Below are 17,465 nucleotides of genomic sequence, written 5' to 3' on the forward strand. Positions count from 1 at the left end.
GCCCGCGTCAGCGGGCCTCGAAGGAGGGCTCCAGCCATCGCACGTCTTCTGGAGACCTCCTTCGAGGCCTCCGCTACGCTGCGGCACCTCAGGATGAGGGGGTGGGTTGGATGCCCCCGCAGCATCGAGTCATCGCGTGCCCACCTTCCCCTTCTCGGCCATCGTCGGCCAGGACGAGATGCGCCAGGCGCTGCTGATCGCGGCGGTGGACCCGGCGGTCGGCGGCGTGCTGGTCTTCGGCGACCGCGGCACCGGCAAGTCCACGGCGATCCGGGCGCTGGCCGCCCTGCTGCCGCCGATGCGGGCGGTGGTCGGCTGCCCGTACAATTGCGATCCCGAAAGTCCCGCAGAATCCTGTCCGCACTGCGCGAGCCTGCCGGGCGCGCGGAGAAAGTCCGAGAAAAAACCGGTGCCGGTGGTGGACCTGCCGCTGGGCGCCACCGAGGACCGGGTGGTCGGCACCCTCGACCTGGAGCGGGCGCTCGGCGCCGGCGTGAAGGCCTTCGAGCCGGGGCTGCTGGCCCGCGCCAACCGCGGCTTCCTCTACATCGACGAGGTCAACCTCCTCGAGGACCACCTCGTGGACCTCCTGCTCGACGTGGCGGCCTCCGGCGTCAACACGGTCGAGCGCGAGGGCCTGTCGCTCCGCCACCCGGCGCGGTTCGTCCTCGTCGGCTCCGGCAACCCGGAGGAGGGGGAGCTGCGGCCGCAGCTCCTCGACCGGTTCGGGCTGGCCTGCGAGGTCGCGACGCCGAGGGACATCCCCACCCGCATCGCGGTGGTGCGCGCCCGCGACGCCTACGAGCGCGACCCGGAGGGGTTCTGTGCTGCCCGTGAAGGCGAAGAGCGAAAGATTCAAAAAAGAATCCTGCTGGCACGGGAGCGCCTGCCATCGGTCACCGTGCCGGATGCCGCCCTGGAGCGCGCCGCGCGGCTCTGCCTCGCCCTCGGGACGGATGGCTTGCGCGGGGAACTGACCCTGATGCGCACGGCCCGGGCGCTCGCGGCGCTCGACGGCGCCGCGATGGTCACCGACGATCACCTCCGGCGCATCGCCCCGGCCGCCCTGCGCCACCGGCTGCGGCGCAACCCGCTCGACGAATCCGGATCCACCGCCCGGGTGGAGCGGGCGCTGGCGGAGGTCTTCGCGTGACGGCGCCGCTGCGCGCGCCCCGAGCGCGAGGGCGTTCATCGCGCGGCTCCGGCCGAGTCGGCGCGGAACGGAGCGCGGGGCCCCTCTCCCGTGCGGGCGAGGGACAGGGTGGAGGACGGGGACCGGCCGGACGAGGCTCGGCCCGAACGCGTCGCGCGCGTCTGCTCAGTCCTGGAACTCCGCATCCCGCACCCCGACCCTCTCCCGCCCGGGAGAGGGGGCCGGTCGCGCTCCGTCGCCCGCGTCGGGGTCCGATGGACGTGTCTGACCCTCGGCACCCGCTCGGGAGCGGGGCCCTGTCGCGCCCCGCTCGAGCCGATGCCTGAACATCGCCGTCCCGCAGAGCAGGGAGGGACACCGACCTGCGCCTGGGCCGATGCCCGCCTGGCCGCCCGGCTTCTCGCCGCGAACCCGCACGGGCTCGGCGGCGCGGTGCTGCGGGCCCCCGCCGGGCCCGTGCGCGAGCGCTGGCTCGACAGCGTGCGGGCGGCGCTGCCCCCGGGAACGCCCTGGCGGCGCCTGCCGCCCGGCATCGGCGACGACGGCCTGCTCGGCGGCCTGGATCTCGCCGCGACCCTGGCGGCGGGCCGCCCCGTCGCGCGGGCCGGCCTGCTGGCGGAGGCCGATGGCGGGATCGTCGTCGTCCCCATGGCCGAGCGTCTGCCTCCGGGCACCGCGTCGCGGCTCGCCGCCGCCCTCGACACCGGCACGGTCTCGGACCGCGGCGCCCGGTTCGGCCTGATCCTCCTCGACGAGGGCGTGGCGGACGAGACGGTCGCCGAGGCGCTGGCCGATCGCCTCGCCTTCCGGCTGGACCTGAGCGGGCTCGGCCTCGCGGACGCCGCGGCGGCCGAGCCGGAACCCGCCCCGGGCGCGCCGGAGCCCGACCCGGTCGGGAGCCTCTGCGCCCTGGCCGAGGCCTTCGGGATCGCGTCGCTGCGCGGCCCGATCCTGGCGGCGCGCGTGGCGCGCGCCCTCGCGGGAGACGGGCCGATCGGCCAGGGGGCGATCGTGGCGGCCGGGCGCCTCGTCCTGGCGCCGCGGGCGACGCGCCTGCCCGCACCGGAGCAGCCCGCCCCCGAGACCGCGGAGGCGCCGGCGGAGCCGCCCGAGCCGAACGACGCGGAGGAGGCGTCGGGTCCGGCCGCAGAGGCGCCCGACGACGTCGTGCTGGAGGCGGTGCGCGCCGCGATCCCGCCGAACCTCCTCGACCAGCTTCTGGCGGGCGCGCAGCGTCTCCCGGCCGCGAAGGCCGGCCGGGTCGGGCAGGCGGCCTCGGCCCGCACCGGCCGCCCCGTGGGCAGCCGGCGGGGCGACCCGCGGCGGGGACGGCTCGACCTGCTCGCCACTCTGCGGGCGGCGGCGCCCTGGCAGGCCGTCCGCAGAGTAGAAGGAGAGACGCGCCGCATCGTGGTGCGGCGGGACGATCTGCGGATCCGGATCCTCAAGCAGCGGACCGAGACCACCACGGTGTTCTGCGTGGACGCCTCGGGCTCGGCCGCCCTGGAGCGGCTGGCGGAGGCCAAGGGCGCGGTCGAGCTGCTGCTGGCGGAGGCCTATGTCCGGCGGGACCGGGTGGCGCTGGTGGCGTTCCGCGGCACCGGCGCGGATCTCGTTCTGCCGCCGACCCGGTCGCTCACCCGGGCCAAGCGCGGGCTCTCGGGACTGCCGGGCGGAGGCGGGACGCCGCTCGCGGCGGGGATCGACGCCGCGGTCGCGGTGGCGCTGGGCGTGCGCCGCGGCGGCAGCCGGCCGGCAATCGTGCTGCTGACCGACGGGCGCGCCAACGTCGCGCGGTCGGGGGAGGGGGGACGGGCCCGGGCGGGCGCGGAGGCGCTGCAGGCGGCCCGAGCCCTGCGTGCGGCCGGGCTGCCGGCCCTCGTGGTCGATACCGGCACGCGGGGCGACGAGGCCCGTTCTGTGGCGGACGCGATGGGCGCCCGCTACCTGAAGCTACCCCGGGCCGAGGCCGGTCAGCTCAGCGCGGCGGTGCGGGCGGCGCTCTGAGCGCCGCACCCGTCACCCCCGCGACAGGGTGTCAGAGGTCGCCGCCGATGCCGCTGTCGGCGAGGCGCTGGTGGTGGGCGAGCCAGGAGCTCAGCATCTCGCGGACGATGGCCTTGAGGCTCCAGCCGCCGGAGACCGGAGCGGCGATGTTCTGGGTCGAGGAGGTGAAGAGGATCATGACCTTCTCCGGAGTTGGTGGACGCGTCTTGTTCTTGCTCGCCCGAGATATGCCGTTGCTGTTGCAGCGCAGCAATCGGTCTCCGCTCACCGGTGGCATGCGGCCGCCGCATAGGATTGTTCAGTGTTACGAAATACTTCCGGCCATGAACGATAGCGCCGCCGTCGCCCCTGGATCGTCCGGCCATGCCGCAGTGCAGGATACGCGCGCATGCTGACCGGCTTCGACGCGGACCGGCCCGACTGGGCCGTGGAGGGCCGGGACTGGCCCCATCGGGAGGCCAGCCGCTTCGTGGAGGCGGCCGGCCTCCGCTGGCACGTCCAGGAATACGGGCCTCCGGACGCCCCGATGCTGCTGCTCCTGCACGGGACCGGGGCGGCCACGCATTCGTGGCGCGGGCTGGCGCCGCTCCTCGCGCGCGACTTCTCCGTGATCGCCCCGGACCTGCCGGGCCACGGCTTCACGGACCCGCTGCCCGACGCCGACCTGTCGCTGCCCGGCATGGCCCGGGCCGTGGCGGGCCTCGTTGCGGCGCTCGGCCGGCCGCCGGTCCTGGCGGCGGGCCACTCGGCCGGCGCCGCCGTCCTCGCGCGGATGTGCCTCGACGGCACCATCGCGCCCCGGCTGCTGGCGGCGTTCAACGGCGCTCTCGCGCCGCTGCCGGGGGCGGCGAACCTGCTGTTCCCCAGCATGGCGCGCCTCCTGTTCCTCAACCCCTTCACCCCCCGGATCTTCGCCTGGACGGCGGACCGGTCCGCGGCCAAGCGCCTGATCGAGGGGACCGGCTCGCGCCTCGACCCGGAGGGGGTCGACCTCTACCGGCGGCTCTTCGCCCGGGCCGGCCATGTCCGCGGGGCGCTGGGCATGATGGCGAACTGGGATCTCGCCGGGCTGCACCGGGCGCTGCCCGGCCTCGCCACCCGGACCCTGCTGATCGTCGGCGGCGACGACAAGGCCATCCTGCCGGACACCGCCTTCGCCCTGCGCGACCGCATGCCCGACGCCCGCGTCCGCCTGATCCGGGGGCTGGGCCACCTCGCCCACGAGGAGGCGCCGGAGCGCGTGGCCGAGGTCCTCCGCGCCGAGGCTTCGGACGCGGGCGTTCTGTCGCCGCCGTGAGCCGGACGGGACTGGCGCCGGCCTTGCGTGGGTCGTAGAGCCTGCCGCGGCGGGCAGGGCAGGATCGAGGAGCGGCCGGAACGATGGCGAGACCCGTGATCGGCGTCATCGGCAACGCGCGCCTGATCGACAGCCGCTTCCCGGCGCAGATCGTCGGCGAGAACAACATGCGGGCGGTCGCCGCGGTGGCCGGCGCCCTGCCGCTGATGTTCGCCGCCGTCCCGACGATCACCGACCTCGGGGACCTCCTCGACACCGTGGACGGCGTCCTGCTCACGGGGGGCCGCGCCAACGTCCATCCGGCGCGCTTCAACACCGAGCCCTGCGCGGCGCACGAGCCCTACGACGAGGATCGCGACGCCGTGGCGCTGCCCCTGATCGAGGCCTGCGTGGCGGGGGGCGTGCCGCTGTTCGGCATCTGCCGCGGCTTCCAGGAGATGAACGTCGCCTTCGGGGGCAGCCTGCACCCGGAGATCCGCGATCTGCCGGGCCGGCTCAACCACCGCATGCCGCGCCTCGCGAACGGCGAGATCCACCCGGACCTGGAATTGATCTTCGCCGACCGTCACGAGGTCCGGCTGACGCCCGGGGGCGCCTTCGCCCGCCTCCTGGAGCGCGAGACGATCCGGGTGAACTCCCTGCACGGCCAGGGCATCCTGGAGCCGGGCGGCCGGATCGTGATCGAGGGCCTCGCCGAGGATGACACGGTCGAGGCGATCCGCGTCCGCGACGCGGCGGGCTTCGCGCTGGGCGTCCAGTGGCACGCCGAGCACGATCCGGCGACCAACCCGATCAACCGCACGCTGTTCGAGGCCTTCGGGGCCGCGGCGGCGACGCGGCACCGGGCGCGGCGGGCCGGCCGGGGATGAGCCGCTCGCGCGCTGGGACGACCCAGTGCAGAGGCCGCGCGTGGCAGCACAGCGCCGGCACACCGCCGGCACCAGGAGTCTTTCCGGCCTTAACCTATGTTTATTCGCTGGCGCTGATCCACGGAATATTGGCTGTCCATCCGCACAGATCTTGATCACACGCGACCGGATTCACCTTATCCCCCGGACGACCTGTCGCAGGACGGAACAGTGGCCTCCCGGTGGTGTTCCCGGAGTCCCGAACAGCGGCCGCCTCGCGTGGAGGCCGGCCGCGCAGAGACCGGGCAGGCCCTGCATGCATCTCCCCCGCGACGACCGAGAGCACCCCCGTGCCGAGGCCTTCCGCGACTTCATCCGGAACCCGCCCTTCCCCTGCGTGGGCGCCAAGTCGGCCCTGTCCCGCGGGCGGATGCGGATCGTGGTGGCCCGGGACATCACCTCGGGCTGGGACGACATGCGGATCTACCCGGCGCTGCTCGCCTTCGTGGCGCAGTACCGGGCGCAGCCCGACCTGTTCCAGAGCTTCGCGGTCGTGTTCGAGGGGCCGGGCGACCTCTCGGAGGAGGCGTTCGAGCACAACCTCTGGGCGCGCGCGCAATCCCTGACCGACAAGGACGCCTGGCTCGGCCAGCCCCACGATGCCCGCGTGGCCGAGGATCCCGACAACCCGCACTTCTCCCTGAGCTTCGGCGGCGAGGCGTTCTTCGTCGTCGGGCTGCACCCGCAGGCGAGCCGGCCGGCGCGGCGCTTCTCGTCGCCGGTCCTGGTCTTCAACCTGCACGCGCAGTTCGAGCGGTTGCGGGCGGAGGGACGCTACGAGAAGCTGCGCGCCGCGATCCTGGAGCGCGACGAGGCCCTCGCTGGCAGCGTGAACCCGATGCTGGCGCGCCACGGCGAGGCCTCGGAGGCGCGCCAGTACAGCGGCCGCGCGGTCGACGCGGACTGGCGCTGCCCGATGAAGGGCCGACCGGCGCCGGCCCCGGAGGCCCGGGACTGGAACCCGCCGGCCCTGCCCTTCGATTGCGGGCTGCCGGGCAGCGGCGCCTGAGCCGGTCGGATCCGGTCCCCAGTACGGAGCGAGCCACCCCCATGTGCCAACCCACCCTGTGCCAGGCCGACGTGCAGACGATCGCGCCGCGCTCCGGCGTCGCCTTCACGCTCGACCGGGGCCAGCGCCTCACGGTGATCGACCCGTGCGGGGAGCAGGTGGCCGACCTCCTCGCCTTCAACCGCCACGATACGGGAGAGGTGATCTCGTCGGGCCGGACCCTCGACTACGCCAGCCGGATCTACCTCACCACCGGCGACCCGCTCTACTCGAACCGCTCGAAGATCCTGCTGCGGATCCTCGAGGATACGGTCGGCCGGCACGATTTCCTGCTGACGCCGTGCTCGGCCGACACGTTCCGCATCATCTACGGCGACGCGAACCCGCATCGCGGCTGCTTCGGCAACCTCGCGGCGGCGCTCGCACCCTACGGCATCGCGCCGGACGCGATCCCGGTGGCGTTCAACTGCTTCATGAACGTGCCGATCGACGGCGCGACCGGGGCGCTCACCGTGGCGCCGCCCCTCAGCCGGGCGGGGGACCGGATCGTGTTCGTGGCCGAGACCGACCTGATCATCGGGCTCACCGCCTGCTCGGCCCTGCAGTCGAACAACGGCAGCTTCAAGCCGATCCACTACAGCGTGAGCGCCTAGCTGCGGGCCCTCAAAAGCCCCGGCCCGATCCCGATATTGATCCATGTAAAGCTGTAGACTGTATCGCATACAATGACTTGACATCGATATTCACCCACTGACTGCCGGCGAACGGCCGCAGGTCTTTGCGATTTACTAACCCGAATGCACGAGGTTGAGCCCGTACGGCGCCCACGGCGAGTCCCCGCCGGCCGCAGGCTCCCTGTTCCGGTGCTCGGATGACCCCCACGCAGACCAGCCGCCCGCCCGCCGACCGTGCCGCGCCGTGGCAGCGCCTCGCCGATCTCCGGCTTCGCCACAAGCTCGCGGCCGTGATGGCCCTGGTGCTCCTGGCCATCGGCGCCCTCAGCGCCCTGAGCTTCCTCGACATGCGCGGCTCGGCGCTCGAGGACCGCGCGCTGATGACCAAGCGCCTGACCGAGGTCGCGCAGAGCCTGCTCGTCCACTACGAGGCGCAGGCCCGGACAGGCCAGATGCCCGTCGCCGACGCGCAGAAGGCCGCGCTCGCGGCGATCACCGCCCTGCGCTTCGGCAGCGAGGACTACTTCTTCGTTCTCGACGACCGGGGCCACCTGATCGCCAACGCCTTCAACGCCAAGAACGTCGGCAAGCAGGTGGTGGACCAGACCGACGTCCCCGGCGGCAAGCGCTACTTCGCCGAGATGGTCGAGACCGCCAAGCGCGACGGCTCCGGCTTCGTCGACTACATGAAGCCGCGCCCCGGCGGGTCCGTGCCGGTGGAGAAGGTCGCGAGCGTGCAGATGTTCAAGCCGTGGGGCTGGATCGTCGCCACCGGCCTGTACCGGGACGACGTCCACGCGGCCGTGCGCGACCGCGCGATCACCATCGGCCTCTGGTCCGCCGGCCTCGCCCTGCCGATCCTGGCGCTGCTCCTGCTCGTCGGCAACGGCCTGTCGCGCCCGATCACCCGCCTGACCGCGGCGATGCGCGGCCTCGCGGACGGCGACCTCGCGGTGACGGTCGCCGACCAGCGCCGCGGCGACGAGGTCGGCGCCATGGCGCGCGCCGTCCAGGTGTTCAAGGACGCCCTGATCGCCAAGCGCGCCGCCGACGCGGCCGCCGTCGCGGAGAACGACGCGAAGATGCGCCGCGCCCAGATGCTCGACACGGTCACCGCCCGGTTCGACGCGCAGGTCAGCGCGCTGACGCAGGGCCTGTCGGCGGCAGCGGTGGAGATGGAGGCCACGGCCCGGGAGATGACGCGCACCGCCGCGCGGACCACCGACCAGTCGGTGCGCGTCGCCGCGACCTCCGAGCAGACCTCCAGCAACGTGCAGACCGTGGCGGCGGCCAGCGAGGAGATGGCCGCCTCGATCAACGAGATCGCGTCCCGCGTCGCCCAGTCTTCCGCGATGGCCGACCGGGCCGGCACGGACGTGGCCCAGACCAACGCCCTGATGCAGGTGCTCGCCCGCGGCACGGACCAGATCAGCGAGGTGATGGGCCTGATCGCCGGGATCGCCGGGCAGACCAACCTGCTGGCCCTCAACGCCACCATCGAGGCCGCGCGCGCCGGCGAGGCCGGCAAGGGCTTCGCCGTGGTGGCGGGCGAGGTGAAGGCTCTGGCCTCGCAGACGGCCCGGGCGACCGAGACCATCGCGACGCAGATCGCCGCCATCCAGAACGAGACCCGCCAGGCGGTCGAGTCGATGCGGACGATCGGCGGCACGATCGACGAGATGCGCACGGTGGCGCTCAGCGTGGCCGCCGCCATGGAGGAGCAGGGCGCGGCGACGAGCGAGATCGTCCGCAACGTCACCCAGGCGGCGCAGGGCACCCAGGCGGTGAGCACCGACATCGCCGACGTCCGGCAGGCGGCCCGCGAGACCGGCGCGGCCTCCGACCAGGTGCTCAGCGCCGCGCAGGAGCTGGCCCGCTACTCGACGAGCCTCGGCCAGGAGGTCACGACCTTCCTGGCCGCCGTGAAGGCCGCCTGAGGGCGGGGTCGCCGGACCGCCCGGCGACCCCGCACCCTTACAGGCTGATCCGCTCGCGCACCGCGATGTCGGGGCTCGACGCGCCGCAGGTCGGCAGGCTCTCGACGGGGCCGTGCACCGCCGACGTCGTCGCCGAGAGGTCGTGGTAGCAGATGCAGCCTTCCGCGAAGTAGTGGTGCACCAGGGCCTTGCGGGAGCGCTGCATGTCGGCCCGCGCGGAACCGCCGTGCAGCAGGTTCGCGTGCCAGAACAGCACGTCGCCCTTGCGCGCCGTGAAGTAGGCCGGCGTCGCCCCGTGCTCCCGGATCTCCTGCTTGATCGCCGGTTCGTAGCGCTCGGAATAGGCACCGTAGCCGCGCTCGCGGAACTCGTCCGTGGTGATGCCGACGTCGTGGCTGAACAGGTACGGCAGGCGGTGGGTGCCGGGATAGTAGACCAGCGGCCCCGCATCAGCGTGGATGTCCTCCATGGCGACCCAGCAGGCGGCCAGGTAGCCGAGCGGGTAGGTCGTCATGTGGATCGAGTCCGAGTGCTCGGATTGCTGGCTGCCCTTGTGGGACGCGATGGTCTGGAACGGGATCGCGGGGCGGCCGAGCACCATGCTGCTGAAGTTCATCAGCACGGGGTGCTTCAGCAGCCGGTCGATCGCCTCGACCTTCAGGTGCGGGTTGAGGTAGCGGCCCGGATGGGGATCGTCCGGCGCCGCCTTCTCGGGGGCGAGGGTCAGGTCGCCGCCGGCGATCGCGGCCTCGTAGGCGGCCCAGACCTCGTCGATCGTGTCGGGATCGATCGCGCCGCGCAGGACGTAGTAGCCGTGCTCCACCCAGGACCGGCAGATCTCGGCCTGCCGGGGCGTGATCTCCCGGCGCGCGACGCGGCGCGCGACGATGTCGAGGGCGTCGGGCTGATCGAGCCAGGGGCTCGGCCCGGATTCCGGGAAGCTCTCGGCCCGGAACACCTTGATGCAGCCGATATCGACCGGGATGTCGGCGTCGACCGTGTGGGACGGCGCGGGCGGCAGGTGGGGCGCGAGGGGCGGGACGTCGTCGCGCCCGAGGGCGAGGTTGCGCACCGTGGTCCCCACCGTGCGCGCCAGCGACGCAGCGCGCGCAAACCCCTGAGCCATCGTCTCAACCCGCCGGTTCCGTCTCCAGCGTAACCAGGCCGGACGATCGCGACTTTAGCGAGGCAAACAACTTTACGGCGACGGACTTTCGTCTTCGTCGCGTCGGCGGTCTCATCGATGCTCGGGTTGGCCGTCCGGTCCGCTCGCGGCTCAGGCGATCCCGTCGATCGCCACCCGCAGGTGCTCCGGGCCGCGCAGGGCGGCGCCCGGCCGGTAGGGTGGCGGGTCCTCGACCAGACGCGGCGCCTTCAGCCGGCGGGCGAGGGCGGTGAGCGCCGCCTCGGCCTCGAACCGGGCCAGCGGCGCGCCCACGCAGTAGTGCAGGCCGCCGCCGAAGCCGAGATGGCGGATCCCGCTGCGGTCCGGGTCGAACCGATCGGGGTCGGGGAAGACGGCCGCGTCGCGGTTGCCGGAGGCCAGCAGCAGCACGAGATCGGCCCCCTCGGGGATCGTGACCCCGGCGATGTCGATGGGCGACAGCGTCCGTCGTGTCCGGAACTGCACCGGCGGCTCGTAGCGGAGCAACTCCTCGATCAGCCGCGGCGCCCGGAGCGGGTCCTGCCGCAGGCGCTCCAGCTCGTCCGGATGCCGCAGCAGGGTCAACAGGCCGTTGGTGATCAGGTTCACGGTGGTCTCGTGCCCGGCGACCAGCATCAGGATCGAGGTGGCGATCAGGTCGTAGTCGCCCATCTTCACGCCGGCCGGGGTGGCGTGGTTGGCGAGGCCCGACAGCATGTCGTCCTGCGGGTGCCTGCGCTTCTCCCTGATCAGGTCGCCCATGTAGCCGCCGATCGCGTCGAAGGTCCGGCTGTTCGCGGCGCGGATCTCGGGGTCGGACAGGCTGTCGGGCTCCAGCGCGGTGGCGAGCTGCGTCGCCCAGCCGTGGAATTTCGGCTCGTCCTCCCGGGGCACGCCGAACAGCTCGCAGATCACCGTCACGGGCAGCGGGTAGGCGAGGTCGTCGACCGCGTCGATCTCCCGGGCACCGCACTTCTCGTTGAGCAGGTCGGCCACCAGCCGGTCGGAGCGGGCGCGCATCGCCTGGACGCGCTCGCGGGAGAACTGGTGCATCACCGCCGAGCGCAGGGCGTCGTGGTCCGGCGGGTCGCGGAAGATGAAGACCCGGTGCCGGTCCATCATCCAGTCCTTGAGCGGCTTGACGATCAGGTCGGTGAGGGGGTTGCCGGTGCGCGGCCGGTCGGCCGGGGGCAGGGTCTCGGAGCTGACCCGCGGGTCCTGCAGCAGGCGCGCGATGGTGCCGTGGGTCGCCGCCACCCAGGTGCCCGCCTCGGTGCCGTCGTCCTGGCGCGAGACAGGATTCTCCCGCAGCTTCGCGTAGACCGGATAGGGGTTCGGCCGGTTGGCGAAGTCCTTGACCTGGTCGAGGAGGGTGGCGTCGGGCATTCGGTCTCCTTCACGCATCGACCCGGATGGCGGCCACCGGCCTTCGGGAAAGATGCTGCAACGACAAAGGCTTCGCCCGATGGGCCGGTTCCGTTTCCCGACGCGTTACGGAAAACCCGGCTCGTGGACCGTGACGCGCTTCGGCCGGTCGGTCGCGGCGTCCTCGGGCGGGAACGGCGCGCGAGCCTCCACGAGCTCGGCATGGGCCGGCAGCCAGCGGGCGGAATCCACCGCGACCGCCGCGATGCAGCGCCCGTCGCGGCCGTAGGTGGCGACGAAGCGGCCGGCCGCCGGATCGCCCTGCGTGATCGCCACCGCGTCGGCGCCCTCGGTCAGGCCGACGGATTTCACCACGAGGTCGCCCTGCGTCGACCAGAAGGTCGGCAGGGCGCCGTAAGCGACTTCAGGCTCCGCGCCGGCGAGGAGCCGGCCGGCATGGACGCCCTGCGCCGCCGCGTGGCTCCAGTGCTCCAGGGCGACGCGCCGGCCGTCGTAGAGGGGGTGGGGGAAGCGCGCCACGTCGCCGGCGGCGGCGATGTGCGGGTCGGGCCGGCCCTCGGTATCGAGGACGTGGCCGCGCGCGTCGCAATCGACCCCGCCCGGATCCGCCGACAGGCCGGACCCGTCGAGCCACTCGGTGTTGCGCACGGCCCCCAGGGCGATGACGGCGACGTCGGCCGCGAGGCTGCTGCCGTCGACCAAGTGGGCGCGCGCCAGCCGGCCGTCCCGACCCTCCAGCCACTCGACCTCGCGGCCGCAGCGCAGCGCGACCCCGTGGCCCTCGTGGATCGCGCCGATGAACGCCCCGACGGTGCTGCCGAGGATGCGGGCCAGCGGCGTCAGGCCGGGCTCGACCAGGGTGACAGGGAGGTCGAGCTGCCGGCACAGGCTCGCGACCTCGCAGCCGATGAAGCCGGCGCCGATCACCAGCACGTGGTCGGGGCCGGCGGCCAGCGCCCGCCGCAGGGCGGCGGCGTCGTCCCGCCCGCGCAGGGTGAAGACGCCGGCGAGGCGGCCCTCGTGCGGGTTCGCCCAGGGCCGGGCGCGGGTGCCGGTGGCGATGAGCAGGCGGTCGTAGGGGAGGATCCGCCCGTCCGCGAGGCCGACCGTGCGCGCCTGCCGGTCGAGGCGCCGCGCCGCGCTGCCGAGCTGCCACTCCGCCGCGAGGGCGCCGACCCCCGGCAGGGTCGTGGCATCCGCGGGGATCGCGCCGGTGAGGACGTGCTTCGAGAGCGGCGGCCGGTCGTAGGGCCGGTGCGGCTCGTCGCCGACGATCGTCAGCGGGCCGGAGAAGCCCGCTTCGCGCAGGGCCTCGGCCCCGCGCAGGGCCGCGAGGCCGGCGCCGACGATCAGGACGCGCTCGGAATCGCGCGCCATCAGGCGCCCCGCTCCGGATCCTCGACCCGGATCGCCTGGACCGGGCAGGCGACGCGCGCCCGCTCGATGTCGTCCCTGTCCCGCGCGGCGGGGGCGGGATCGTAGAACAGGGCCTCGTGCCCCTCGATGCGGAAGTGCCGCGGCGCCGCGTAGCAGCACTGGGCATAGGCCTGGCACAGGTTGAGATCGACGCTCACCCGCAGGCCGGGCGGGGGGCCGGAGGACGCATCGGCAGGGGCGGACATGGCGGGGCAACCGCGCGCGGCGCCGCGGGTTCCGCGGGCTCTCGTCGCGGGGCACGTCGCGGGGGACGTCGCGGGGGACGGCGCTGGGCACGTCGCGCGCCGTACCCCGCGACCGGTCGTCGGACGGCTCGGCCGCGTCCGGCGCCGAGCGTCATCCGTATTAAACGTGTTTCGGCGATCCTGGTGGAAATGCAGCGACGCGATTCCCCTGCGCAGCGGTTCGATCTATTGTCGCGCCGCTCCGCGGATCTGTCCGAAACCCCGCGATGACAGGAGGGCGCCATGCCGCACGGTGCGCGAACGAGCCTCGCCGCCCTCATGCTGGTCCTCGGGATCGGCGGCGCCTCCGCCGAATCCGTCGCCACGACATGGACGGATCCGCCGGCCCACAAGGCCGGGTCCCCGAAGGCGCCGGCCACGGACACGAAGGCCGCCCCGCCGGCACCGTCCGCCGCGACTCCAACCGGGACGCCGGCCGCCGCGACCGAGACACGGCCGGCCACCGCCCGGCGGAAGGCCGTGGCGGTGCGGCGCGCGCCGGAGCGGAAGGCCGCGCGCGCGGCGGTGGCGCCCAAGCGGATCGCCGCCGCGCCGCGCCGGGCCCGCGTCGCCGCCGCGCCGGCCCGGTCTGTCCGGGCCGCCCCGCAGGCCGTCGCCGCCGCGCCGCCGCCCCCGGAGGGCTACGCCCGCTACCGGGCCTACAATTACGGGCCGGGCTACGGCTACGAGCCGGGTTACGCCCAGGGCTACACCCAGGGCTACACCGACGACCGCCTCGACCGCCTGAGCAGCGCCCAGGCCGCCGGCTACGTCGTGGTCCACCGCCGGACGGTGCAGTTCCCCGACGGCCGGACCCTGCGGGTCTATCGCCCGGACGACGAGGGCGAGCCGTTCTGAGCTGAGCCCGCCGCGAACACCGCCCGCAGGGGCGCCCGCAGGATCTTCCCGGCGGGATTGCGGGGCAGGAGCCCGTCCCAGATCTCGATCCGCACCGGCACCTTGAACGCCGCGAGCCGCTCGGCCGCGAAGGCGCGGATCGCCTCCGGGTCGGTCTCGGCGCCCTCGGCCAGCACCACGATGGCGCCGGGCTCCTCGCCCAGCGTCGGGTGGGGCACCGGCAGCACCACGGCGTCGATCACGTCCGGGTGCGCGTAAAGGGCGTTCTCGACCTCGCAGCAGTAGATGTTCTCGCCGCCGCGGATCAGCATGTCCTTGATCCGGTCGACGATGGTCAGGAAGCCCTCCTCGTCGGCGCGGGCGAGGTCGCCGGTGCGCAGCCAGCCCTCGGAGAGGACCTCCGCGGTGGCGGCCGGGTCGTCCCAGTAGCCGCGGACCACGTTCGGGCCCTTCACGCACAGCTCGCCGACGCTGCCCGGCGGCAGATCCTGCCCGAGGGGATCGAGGATCCGCACCTCGCAGACCGGCAGGGGCGGTCCGCAGGATTCCGGGTGGGCGAGGTAATCCTCGCCCTGGTGGTGGGTGAAGGTCGCCGAGGTCTCGGTCATGCCCCAGCCGGTGCCCGGGACGACCCGCGGCAGGGCCTCGCCCAGCGCCCGCACGAGGTCGCCGGCGGCCGGGGCGCCGCCGTAGGTGACGCCCTCGAGGGTCGGCAGCGGCCGGCCGGCCTCCCGGGCCGCGCTGGCGAGCTGCCACGCGATGGTCGGCACGCCGCCCGCGCTGGTGCAGCCCTCCCGCTCGATCAGGTCGAGGGCCGCGGCGGCGTCCCAGCGGTGCATCATCACCAGCCGGTGGCCGCCGTAGAGGGCCGCCCCCAGGCTCGCGTGGCAGCCGGTGACGTGGAACAGCGGGATTACCAGCAGCGCCGCCCGCTGCGGCGCGGCCGGGTCGGGCTTCGGCGGCGCCTCGCCCCGGCGCAGGGCGCTGCGCGCCGCCGAGTAGGGGTAGGCCATCACCGTGGTAGCGGCCGCCCGGTGGGTGCCGACCGCGCCCTTCGGCTTGCCGGTGGTGCCGGAGGTGTAGAACAGGGTCGCGTCGTCCTCCGGGTCGAGGGCGACGTCCGGCGTGGGCAGGTCGGGGAGGGCGCCCCAGTCGTGGACCCGGCCGACGATGTCGGTGAGCGGCGTCGCCCGGAGGTCCGGCGCGGTCCGGGTGGTGAGGACCCGCTCCAGGGCCGGGCATTCGCGCAGGTGCGGGGCGAGCCGGTCGAAGCGCTCGCCGTCGGCGATCAGCACCCGCGCCCCGGAATGCTGCAGGCCGTAGGCGAGTTCGGGCCCGGTCCACCACGCGTTGAGCGGCGTGGCGATGGCGCCGGCGAGCAGCGCGCCGAAATAGCTCACCGGCCATTCGGGCAGGTTGCGCTGCGCGATGGCGACCCGGTCGCCCTTGCGCACGCCGGCCTCGACCAGAGCCCGCGCCAGGGCGGTGGCGGCGCGGGCGAAGCCCGTGAAGGTCACGCGCTCGTCCTGGTAGACCACGAAGGTCTTGTCCCCGTGCCCCCGGGCGATCCGGAACAGGTCGCCCAGCGTCGGCGGGGCCTTCTCCCAGATCCGGGTCGGCACACCCCGGATCGGCACCGTGGCGATGGCGAAGGGCCCACCTGACGCGGTGAGCCGCGCCTCGGCCTCGCGGAAGGGCAGGGCCGGCCAGCCGGCGGGGATGCGGGGATCGGGGCTCATCGCGCGATCGTCACGCCGCCGTCGATCACGAGCGCCTGGCCGGTCACGAACCGGCCGGCCGCCGAGGCCAGGAACACGGCCGCGCCCGCGATCTCGTCGGGCTCGCCGATCCGGCGCAAGGGGGCGGCGTCCGTGGTGGCGGCCAGCATCTCGGGATCCTCCCACAGCGCCCGGGCGAAGTCGGTGCGGATCAGCCCCGGGCACAGGCAGTTCACCCGCACGTTGGCGGGCCCGTACTCCACCGCGTAGTTGCGGGCGAGCTGGAGGTCGGCGGCCTTCGAGACGTTGTAGGCGCCGATCACCGGCGAGCCCTTGAGCGCCCCGATCGACGAGACGATGACGATCGCGCCGTCCCGCCGCGCCACCATGCCGGGGGCGACCATCTGGATCAGCCAGTGGTTCGACAGGACGTTGTTCTCGAGGATTTTTCGGAACTGCGCGTCGGAGATGCCGGCCAGCGGCCCGTAATAGGGATTGCTGGCGGCGTTGCAGACCAGCACGTCGACCGGGCCGAGCCGGCTCTCGGTCTCGGCCACGAGGGATTCCAGCTCCGCCTTCACCGAGATGCTGGCCGGAATCGCCACCGCCCGGCCGGCGCCGTGCGCGGCCTCGATCTCGGCCACGACCGCCTCGCAGCCCTCGCGCCTGCGCGACGAGATCACCACCCGGGCGCCGTGCTCGGCCATCCGCAGGGCGATCGCCCGTCCGATGCCCCGCGACGAGCCGGTGATGAGAGCGGTCTTGCCGGTCAGGTCGAACAGCGACATGGCTCGCCTCCGCGCTGGATGAAGCGGCGAACGGCTTCGATCCTCGTTCCACAGGATAGGAAGGTCGCGACGCGCCCCCTCTCCCGCACAGGAGAGGGCACCCGCGCCGCATCCGGCCGCGGACGCTGTCGCCGGACGCCGCCCATCCTCACGCCCCCACCCGCATCGAGCGGCGCAGTCGCGCCATGCCGGTGAGCCAGCGCTCGGGGTCCTCGGCCCGGCGGCGGGCGTACTCGGCCACCTGCGGATGCGGTAGGATCAGGAAACGCCCCAAAGCCAGCCCGTCGAACGCGGCCTCGGCCACGGCCTCCGGCGCCAGCACGCCGTCGCGCGACGCGGCGCTGGCTTCCCCCAGCATGGCGGTGTCGACGCCCTGCGGGCACAGGGCCGCGACCCGGATCCCGTCCTCGGCGTGGGCGATCGCGAGATGCTCCAGGAAGGCGAGTGCCGCGTGCTTGGTCGCCCCGTAGGTGGCGCTGCCGATCTGGCTCAAGAGCCCGGCCGCCGAGACCGTTCCGAGGAACGCGCCGCCGCCGCGGGCGCGCCAGAGCGGGACCAGCACCCGCGCGGCGTGGACGTGACCCATCACGTTCACCGCGAAGGCGCGCGCCCAGCTCTCCGGGTCGGCGGAGGTGGCCAGATCCGGATCGGGGTCGCGCTCCAGGATGCCCGCGTTGGAACAGTAGAGCGCGATCGGCCCGGTCCCGGCCTCGATGCGCGCCAGGATCGCACTGACCGCTTCGGCGTCGCCGACGTCGAGCGCGAAGGCCCGTCCGCCGAGTTCCGCCGCCACGGCCTCCGCCCCTTCCCCGTCCCGGTCGAGGGCCACGACCGTCGCGCCCCGGGCCCTGGCCGCGACCGCGAGCGCCCGGCCGATGCCCCTCGCGGCCCCGGTGACGGCGACGACGCGGCCGGACAGCTCCAT

General features: G+C 74.0%; 16 protein-coding genes. 8 read left to right on the forward strand and 8 right to left on the reverse strand.

Annotated features, from left to right (window positions below; translation table 11 throughout):
- Positions 1-136 precede the first annotated feature (136 nt).
- Positions 137-1,153: a magnesium chelatase ATPase subunit I gene (gene bchI / locus LXM90_RS14250; protein WP_042673186.1), complete on the forward strand. Its 1,017-nt coding sequence runs from the start codon at positions 137-139 to the stop codon at positions 1,151-1,153.
- Positions 1,154-1,471: 318 nt separating this feature from the next.
- Positions 1,472-3,160: a magnesium chelatase subunit D gene (locus LXM90_RS14255; RefSeq protein ID WP_051123777.1), complete on the forward strand. Its 1,689-nt coding sequence runs from the start codon at positions 1,472-1,474 to the stop codon at positions 3,158-3,160.
- Positions 3,161-3,191: 31 nt separating this feature from the next.
- Here LXM90_RS14255 and LXM90_RS14260 read toward each other — a convergent pair whose 3' ends face one another.
- Complete coding sequence (locus LXM90_RS14260; protein WP_020095264.1) at positions 3,192-3,338, reverse strand: hypothetical protein; 147 nt, start codon at positions 3,336-3,338, stop codon at positions 3,192-3,194.
- A 210-nt stretch (positions 3,339-3,548) separates the two neighbouring features.
- Between LXM90_RS14260 and bchO the strand changes: the two genes are divergently transcribed.
- The 5 genes from bchO (at position 3,549) to LXM90_RS14285 (ending at position 8,985) form a co-directional block, all read left to right on the forward strand.
- Complete coding sequence (gene bchO, locus LXM90_RS14265; RefSeq protein ID WP_020095265.1) at positions 3,549-4,457, forward strand: alpha/beta fold hydrolase BchO; 909 nt, start codon at positions 3,549-3,551, stop codon at positions 4,455-4,457.
- Positions 4,458-4,540: 83 nt separating this feature from the next.
- Complete coding sequence (locus LXM90_RS14270; protein ID WP_026605260.1) at positions 4,541-5,326, forward strand: gamma-glutamyl-gamma-aminobutyrate hydrolase family protein; 786 nt, start codon at positions 4,541-4,543, stop codon at positions 5,324-5,326.
- Between the two features lie 295 nt (positions 5,327-5,621).
- Positions 5,622-6,374 (forward strand): guanitoxin biosynthesis heme-dependent pre-guanitoxin N-hydroxylase GntA, encoded by a 753-nt coding sequence (gene gntA, locus LXM90_RS14275; RefSeq protein WP_020095267.1) that lies wholly within the window; start codon positions 5,622-5,624, stop codon positions 6,372-6,374.
- A 41-nt stretch (positions 6,375-6,415) separates the two neighbouring features.
- Positions 6,416-7,027, forward strand: a complete 612-nt coding sequence (locus LXM90_RS14280) for a DUF1989 domain-containing protein (protein WP_020095268.1) — start codon at positions 6,416-6,418, stop codon at positions 7,025-7,027.
- A gap of 218 nt (positions 7,028-7,245) precedes the next feature.
- A complete protein-coding gene (locus LXM90_RS14285; protein ID WP_020095269.1) occupies positions 7,246-8,985 on the forward strand; it encodes a methyl-accepting chemotaxis protein in 1,740 nt (579 codons plus the stop codon).
- Positions 8,986-9,022: 37 nt separating this feature from the next.
- Here the strand turns inward: LXM90_RS14285 and LXM90_RS14290 are convergent, their stop codons facing one another.
- From LXM90_RS14290 to LXM90_RS14305, 4 genes are all read right to left on the reverse strand, one after another.
- On the reverse strand, positions 9,023-10,111 hold the full coding sequence (locus LXM90_RS14290; protein ID WP_043713080.1) for a phytanoyl-CoA dioxygenase family protein: 1,089 nt from the start codon (positions 10,109-10,111) through the stop codon (positions 9,023-9,025).
- Positions 10,112-10,261: 150 nt separating this feature from the next.
- Complete coding sequence (locus tag LXM90_RS14295) at positions 10,262-11,515, reverse strand: cytochrome P450 (RefSeq protein WP_020095271.1); 1,254 nt, start codon at positions 11,513-11,515, stop codon at positions 10,262-10,264.
- A 105-nt stretch (positions 11,516-11,620) separates the two neighbouring features.
- Positions 11,621-12,892 (reverse strand): NAD(P)/FAD-dependent oxidoreductase, encoded by a 1,272-nt coding sequence (locus LXM90_RS14300; RefSeq protein WP_042669638.1) that lies wholly within the window; start codon positions 12,890-12,892, stop codon positions 11,621-11,623.
- Complete coding sequence (locus LXM90_RS14305) at positions 12,892-13,137, reverse strand: ferredoxin (RefSeq protein ID WP_020095273.1); 246 nt, start codon at positions 13,135-13,137, stop codon at positions 12,892-12,894. Before LXM90_RS14305 ends, LXM90_RS14300 begins: the two co-directional genes overlap by 1 nt.
- A gap of 282 nt (positions 13,138-13,419) precedes the next feature.
- On the opposite strand from LXM90_RS14305, the gene LXM90_RS14310 reads away from it, so the two are divergent.
- Positions 13,420-14,034, forward strand: a complete 615-nt coding sequence (locus tag LXM90_RS14310; protein ID WP_091926024.1) for a hypothetical protein — start codon at positions 13,420-13,422, stop codon at positions 14,032-14,034.
- On the opposite strand, the gene LXM90_RS14315 is transcribed toward LXM90_RS14310, so the two are convergent.
- From LXM90_RS14315 to LXM90_RS14325, 3 genes are all read right to left on the reverse strand, one after another.
- Positions 14,001-15,773: a class I adenylate-forming enzyme family protein gene (locus tag LXM90_RS14315; protein ID WP_234082910.1), complete on the reverse strand. Its 1,773-nt coding sequence runs from the start codon at positions 15,771-15,773 to the stop codon at positions 14,001-14,003. The genes LXM90_RS14310 and LXM90_RS14315 overlap by 34 nt on opposite strands.
- Positions 15,770-16,540, reverse strand: coding sequence for an SDR family NAD(P)-dependent oxidoreductase (locus LXM90_RS14320; RefSeq protein WP_234082911.1), 771 nt, complete (start codon positions 16,538-16,540; stop codon positions 15,770-15,772). The genes LXM90_RS14315 and LXM90_RS14320 overlap by 4 nt, the downstream gene beginning before the upstream one ends.
- 148 nt (positions 16,541-16,688) lie before the next feature.
- Positions 16,689-17,465 (reverse strand): SDR family NAD(P)-dependent oxidoreductase, encoded by a 777-nt coding sequence (locus tag LXM90_RS14325; protein ID WP_234082914.1) that lies wholly within the window; start codon positions 17,463-17,465, stop codon positions 16,689-16,691.

Source organism: Methylobacterium oryzae (assembly GCF_021398735.1).
In the GTDB taxonomy this organism is placed as follows: domain Bacteria; phylum Pseudomonadota; class Alphaproteobacteria; order Rhizobiales; family Beijerinckiaceae; genus Methylobacterium.

Bases quoted from the DNA above. Each gene is read 5' to 3' on its own strand.
- LXM90_RS14300 (WP_042669638.1), bottom strand. From the start codon at position 12,892: ATGGCGCGCGATTCCGAGCGCGTCCTGATCGTCGGCGCCGGCCTCGCG.
- LXM90_RS14310 (WP_091926024.1), top strand. From the start codon at position 13,420: ATGCCGCACGGTGCGCGAACGAGCCTCGCCGCCCTCATGCTGGTCCTC.
- LXM90_RS14325 (WP_234082914.1), bottom strand. From the start codon at position 17,465: ATGGAGCTGTCCGGCCGCGTCGTCGCCGTCACCGGGGCCGCGAGGGGC.
- gntA (WP_020095267.1), top strand. From the start codon at position 5,622: ATGCATCTCCCCCGCGACGACCGAGAGCACCCCCGTGCCGAGGCCTTC.
- LXM90_RS14295 (WP_020095271.1), bottom strand. From the start codon at position 11,515: ATGCCCGACGCCACCCTCCTCGACCAGGTCAAGGACTTCGCCAACCGG.
- LXM90_RS14255 (WP_051123777.1), top strand. From the start codon at position 1,472: ATGCCTGAACATCGCCGTCCCGCAGAGCAGGGAGGGACACCGACCTGC.
- LXM90_RS14260 (WP_020095264.1), bottom strand. From the start codon at position 3,338: ATGATCCTCTTCACCTCCTCGACCCAGAACATCGCCGCTCCGGTCTCC.
- LXM90_RS14270 (WP_026605260.1), top strand. From the start codon at position 4,541: ATGGCGAGACCCGTGATCGGCGTCATCGGCAACGCGCGCCTGATCGAC.
- LXM90_RS14305 (WP_020095273.1), bottom strand. From the start codon at position 13,137: ATGTCCGCCCCTGCCGATGCGTCCTCCGGCCCCCCGCCCGGCCTGCGG.
- bchO (WP_020095265.1), top strand. From the start codon at position 3,549: ATGCTGACCGGCTTCGACGCGGACCGGCCCGACTGGGCCGTGGAGGGC.
- LXM90_RS14285 (WP_020095269.1), top strand. From the start codon at position 7,246: ATGACCCCCACGCAGACCAGCCGCCCGCCCGCCGACCGTGCCGCGCCG.
- LXM90_RS14290 (WP_043713080.1), bottom strand. From the start codon at position 10,111: ATGGCTCAGGGGTTTGCGCGCGCTGCGTCGCTGGCGCGCACGGTGGGG.
- LXM90_RS14280 (WP_020095268.1), top strand. From the start codon at position 6,416: ATGTGCCAACCCACCCTGTGCCAGGCCGACGTGCAGACGATCGCGCCG.
- LXM90_RS14315 (WP_234082910.1), bottom strand. From the start codon at position 15,773: ATGAGCCCCGATCCCCGCATCCCCGCCGGCTGGCCGGCCCTGCCCTTC.
- LXM90_RS14320 (WP_234082911.1), bottom strand. From the start codon at position 16,540: ATGTCGCTGTTCGACCTGACCGGCAAGACCGCTCTCATCACCGGCTCG.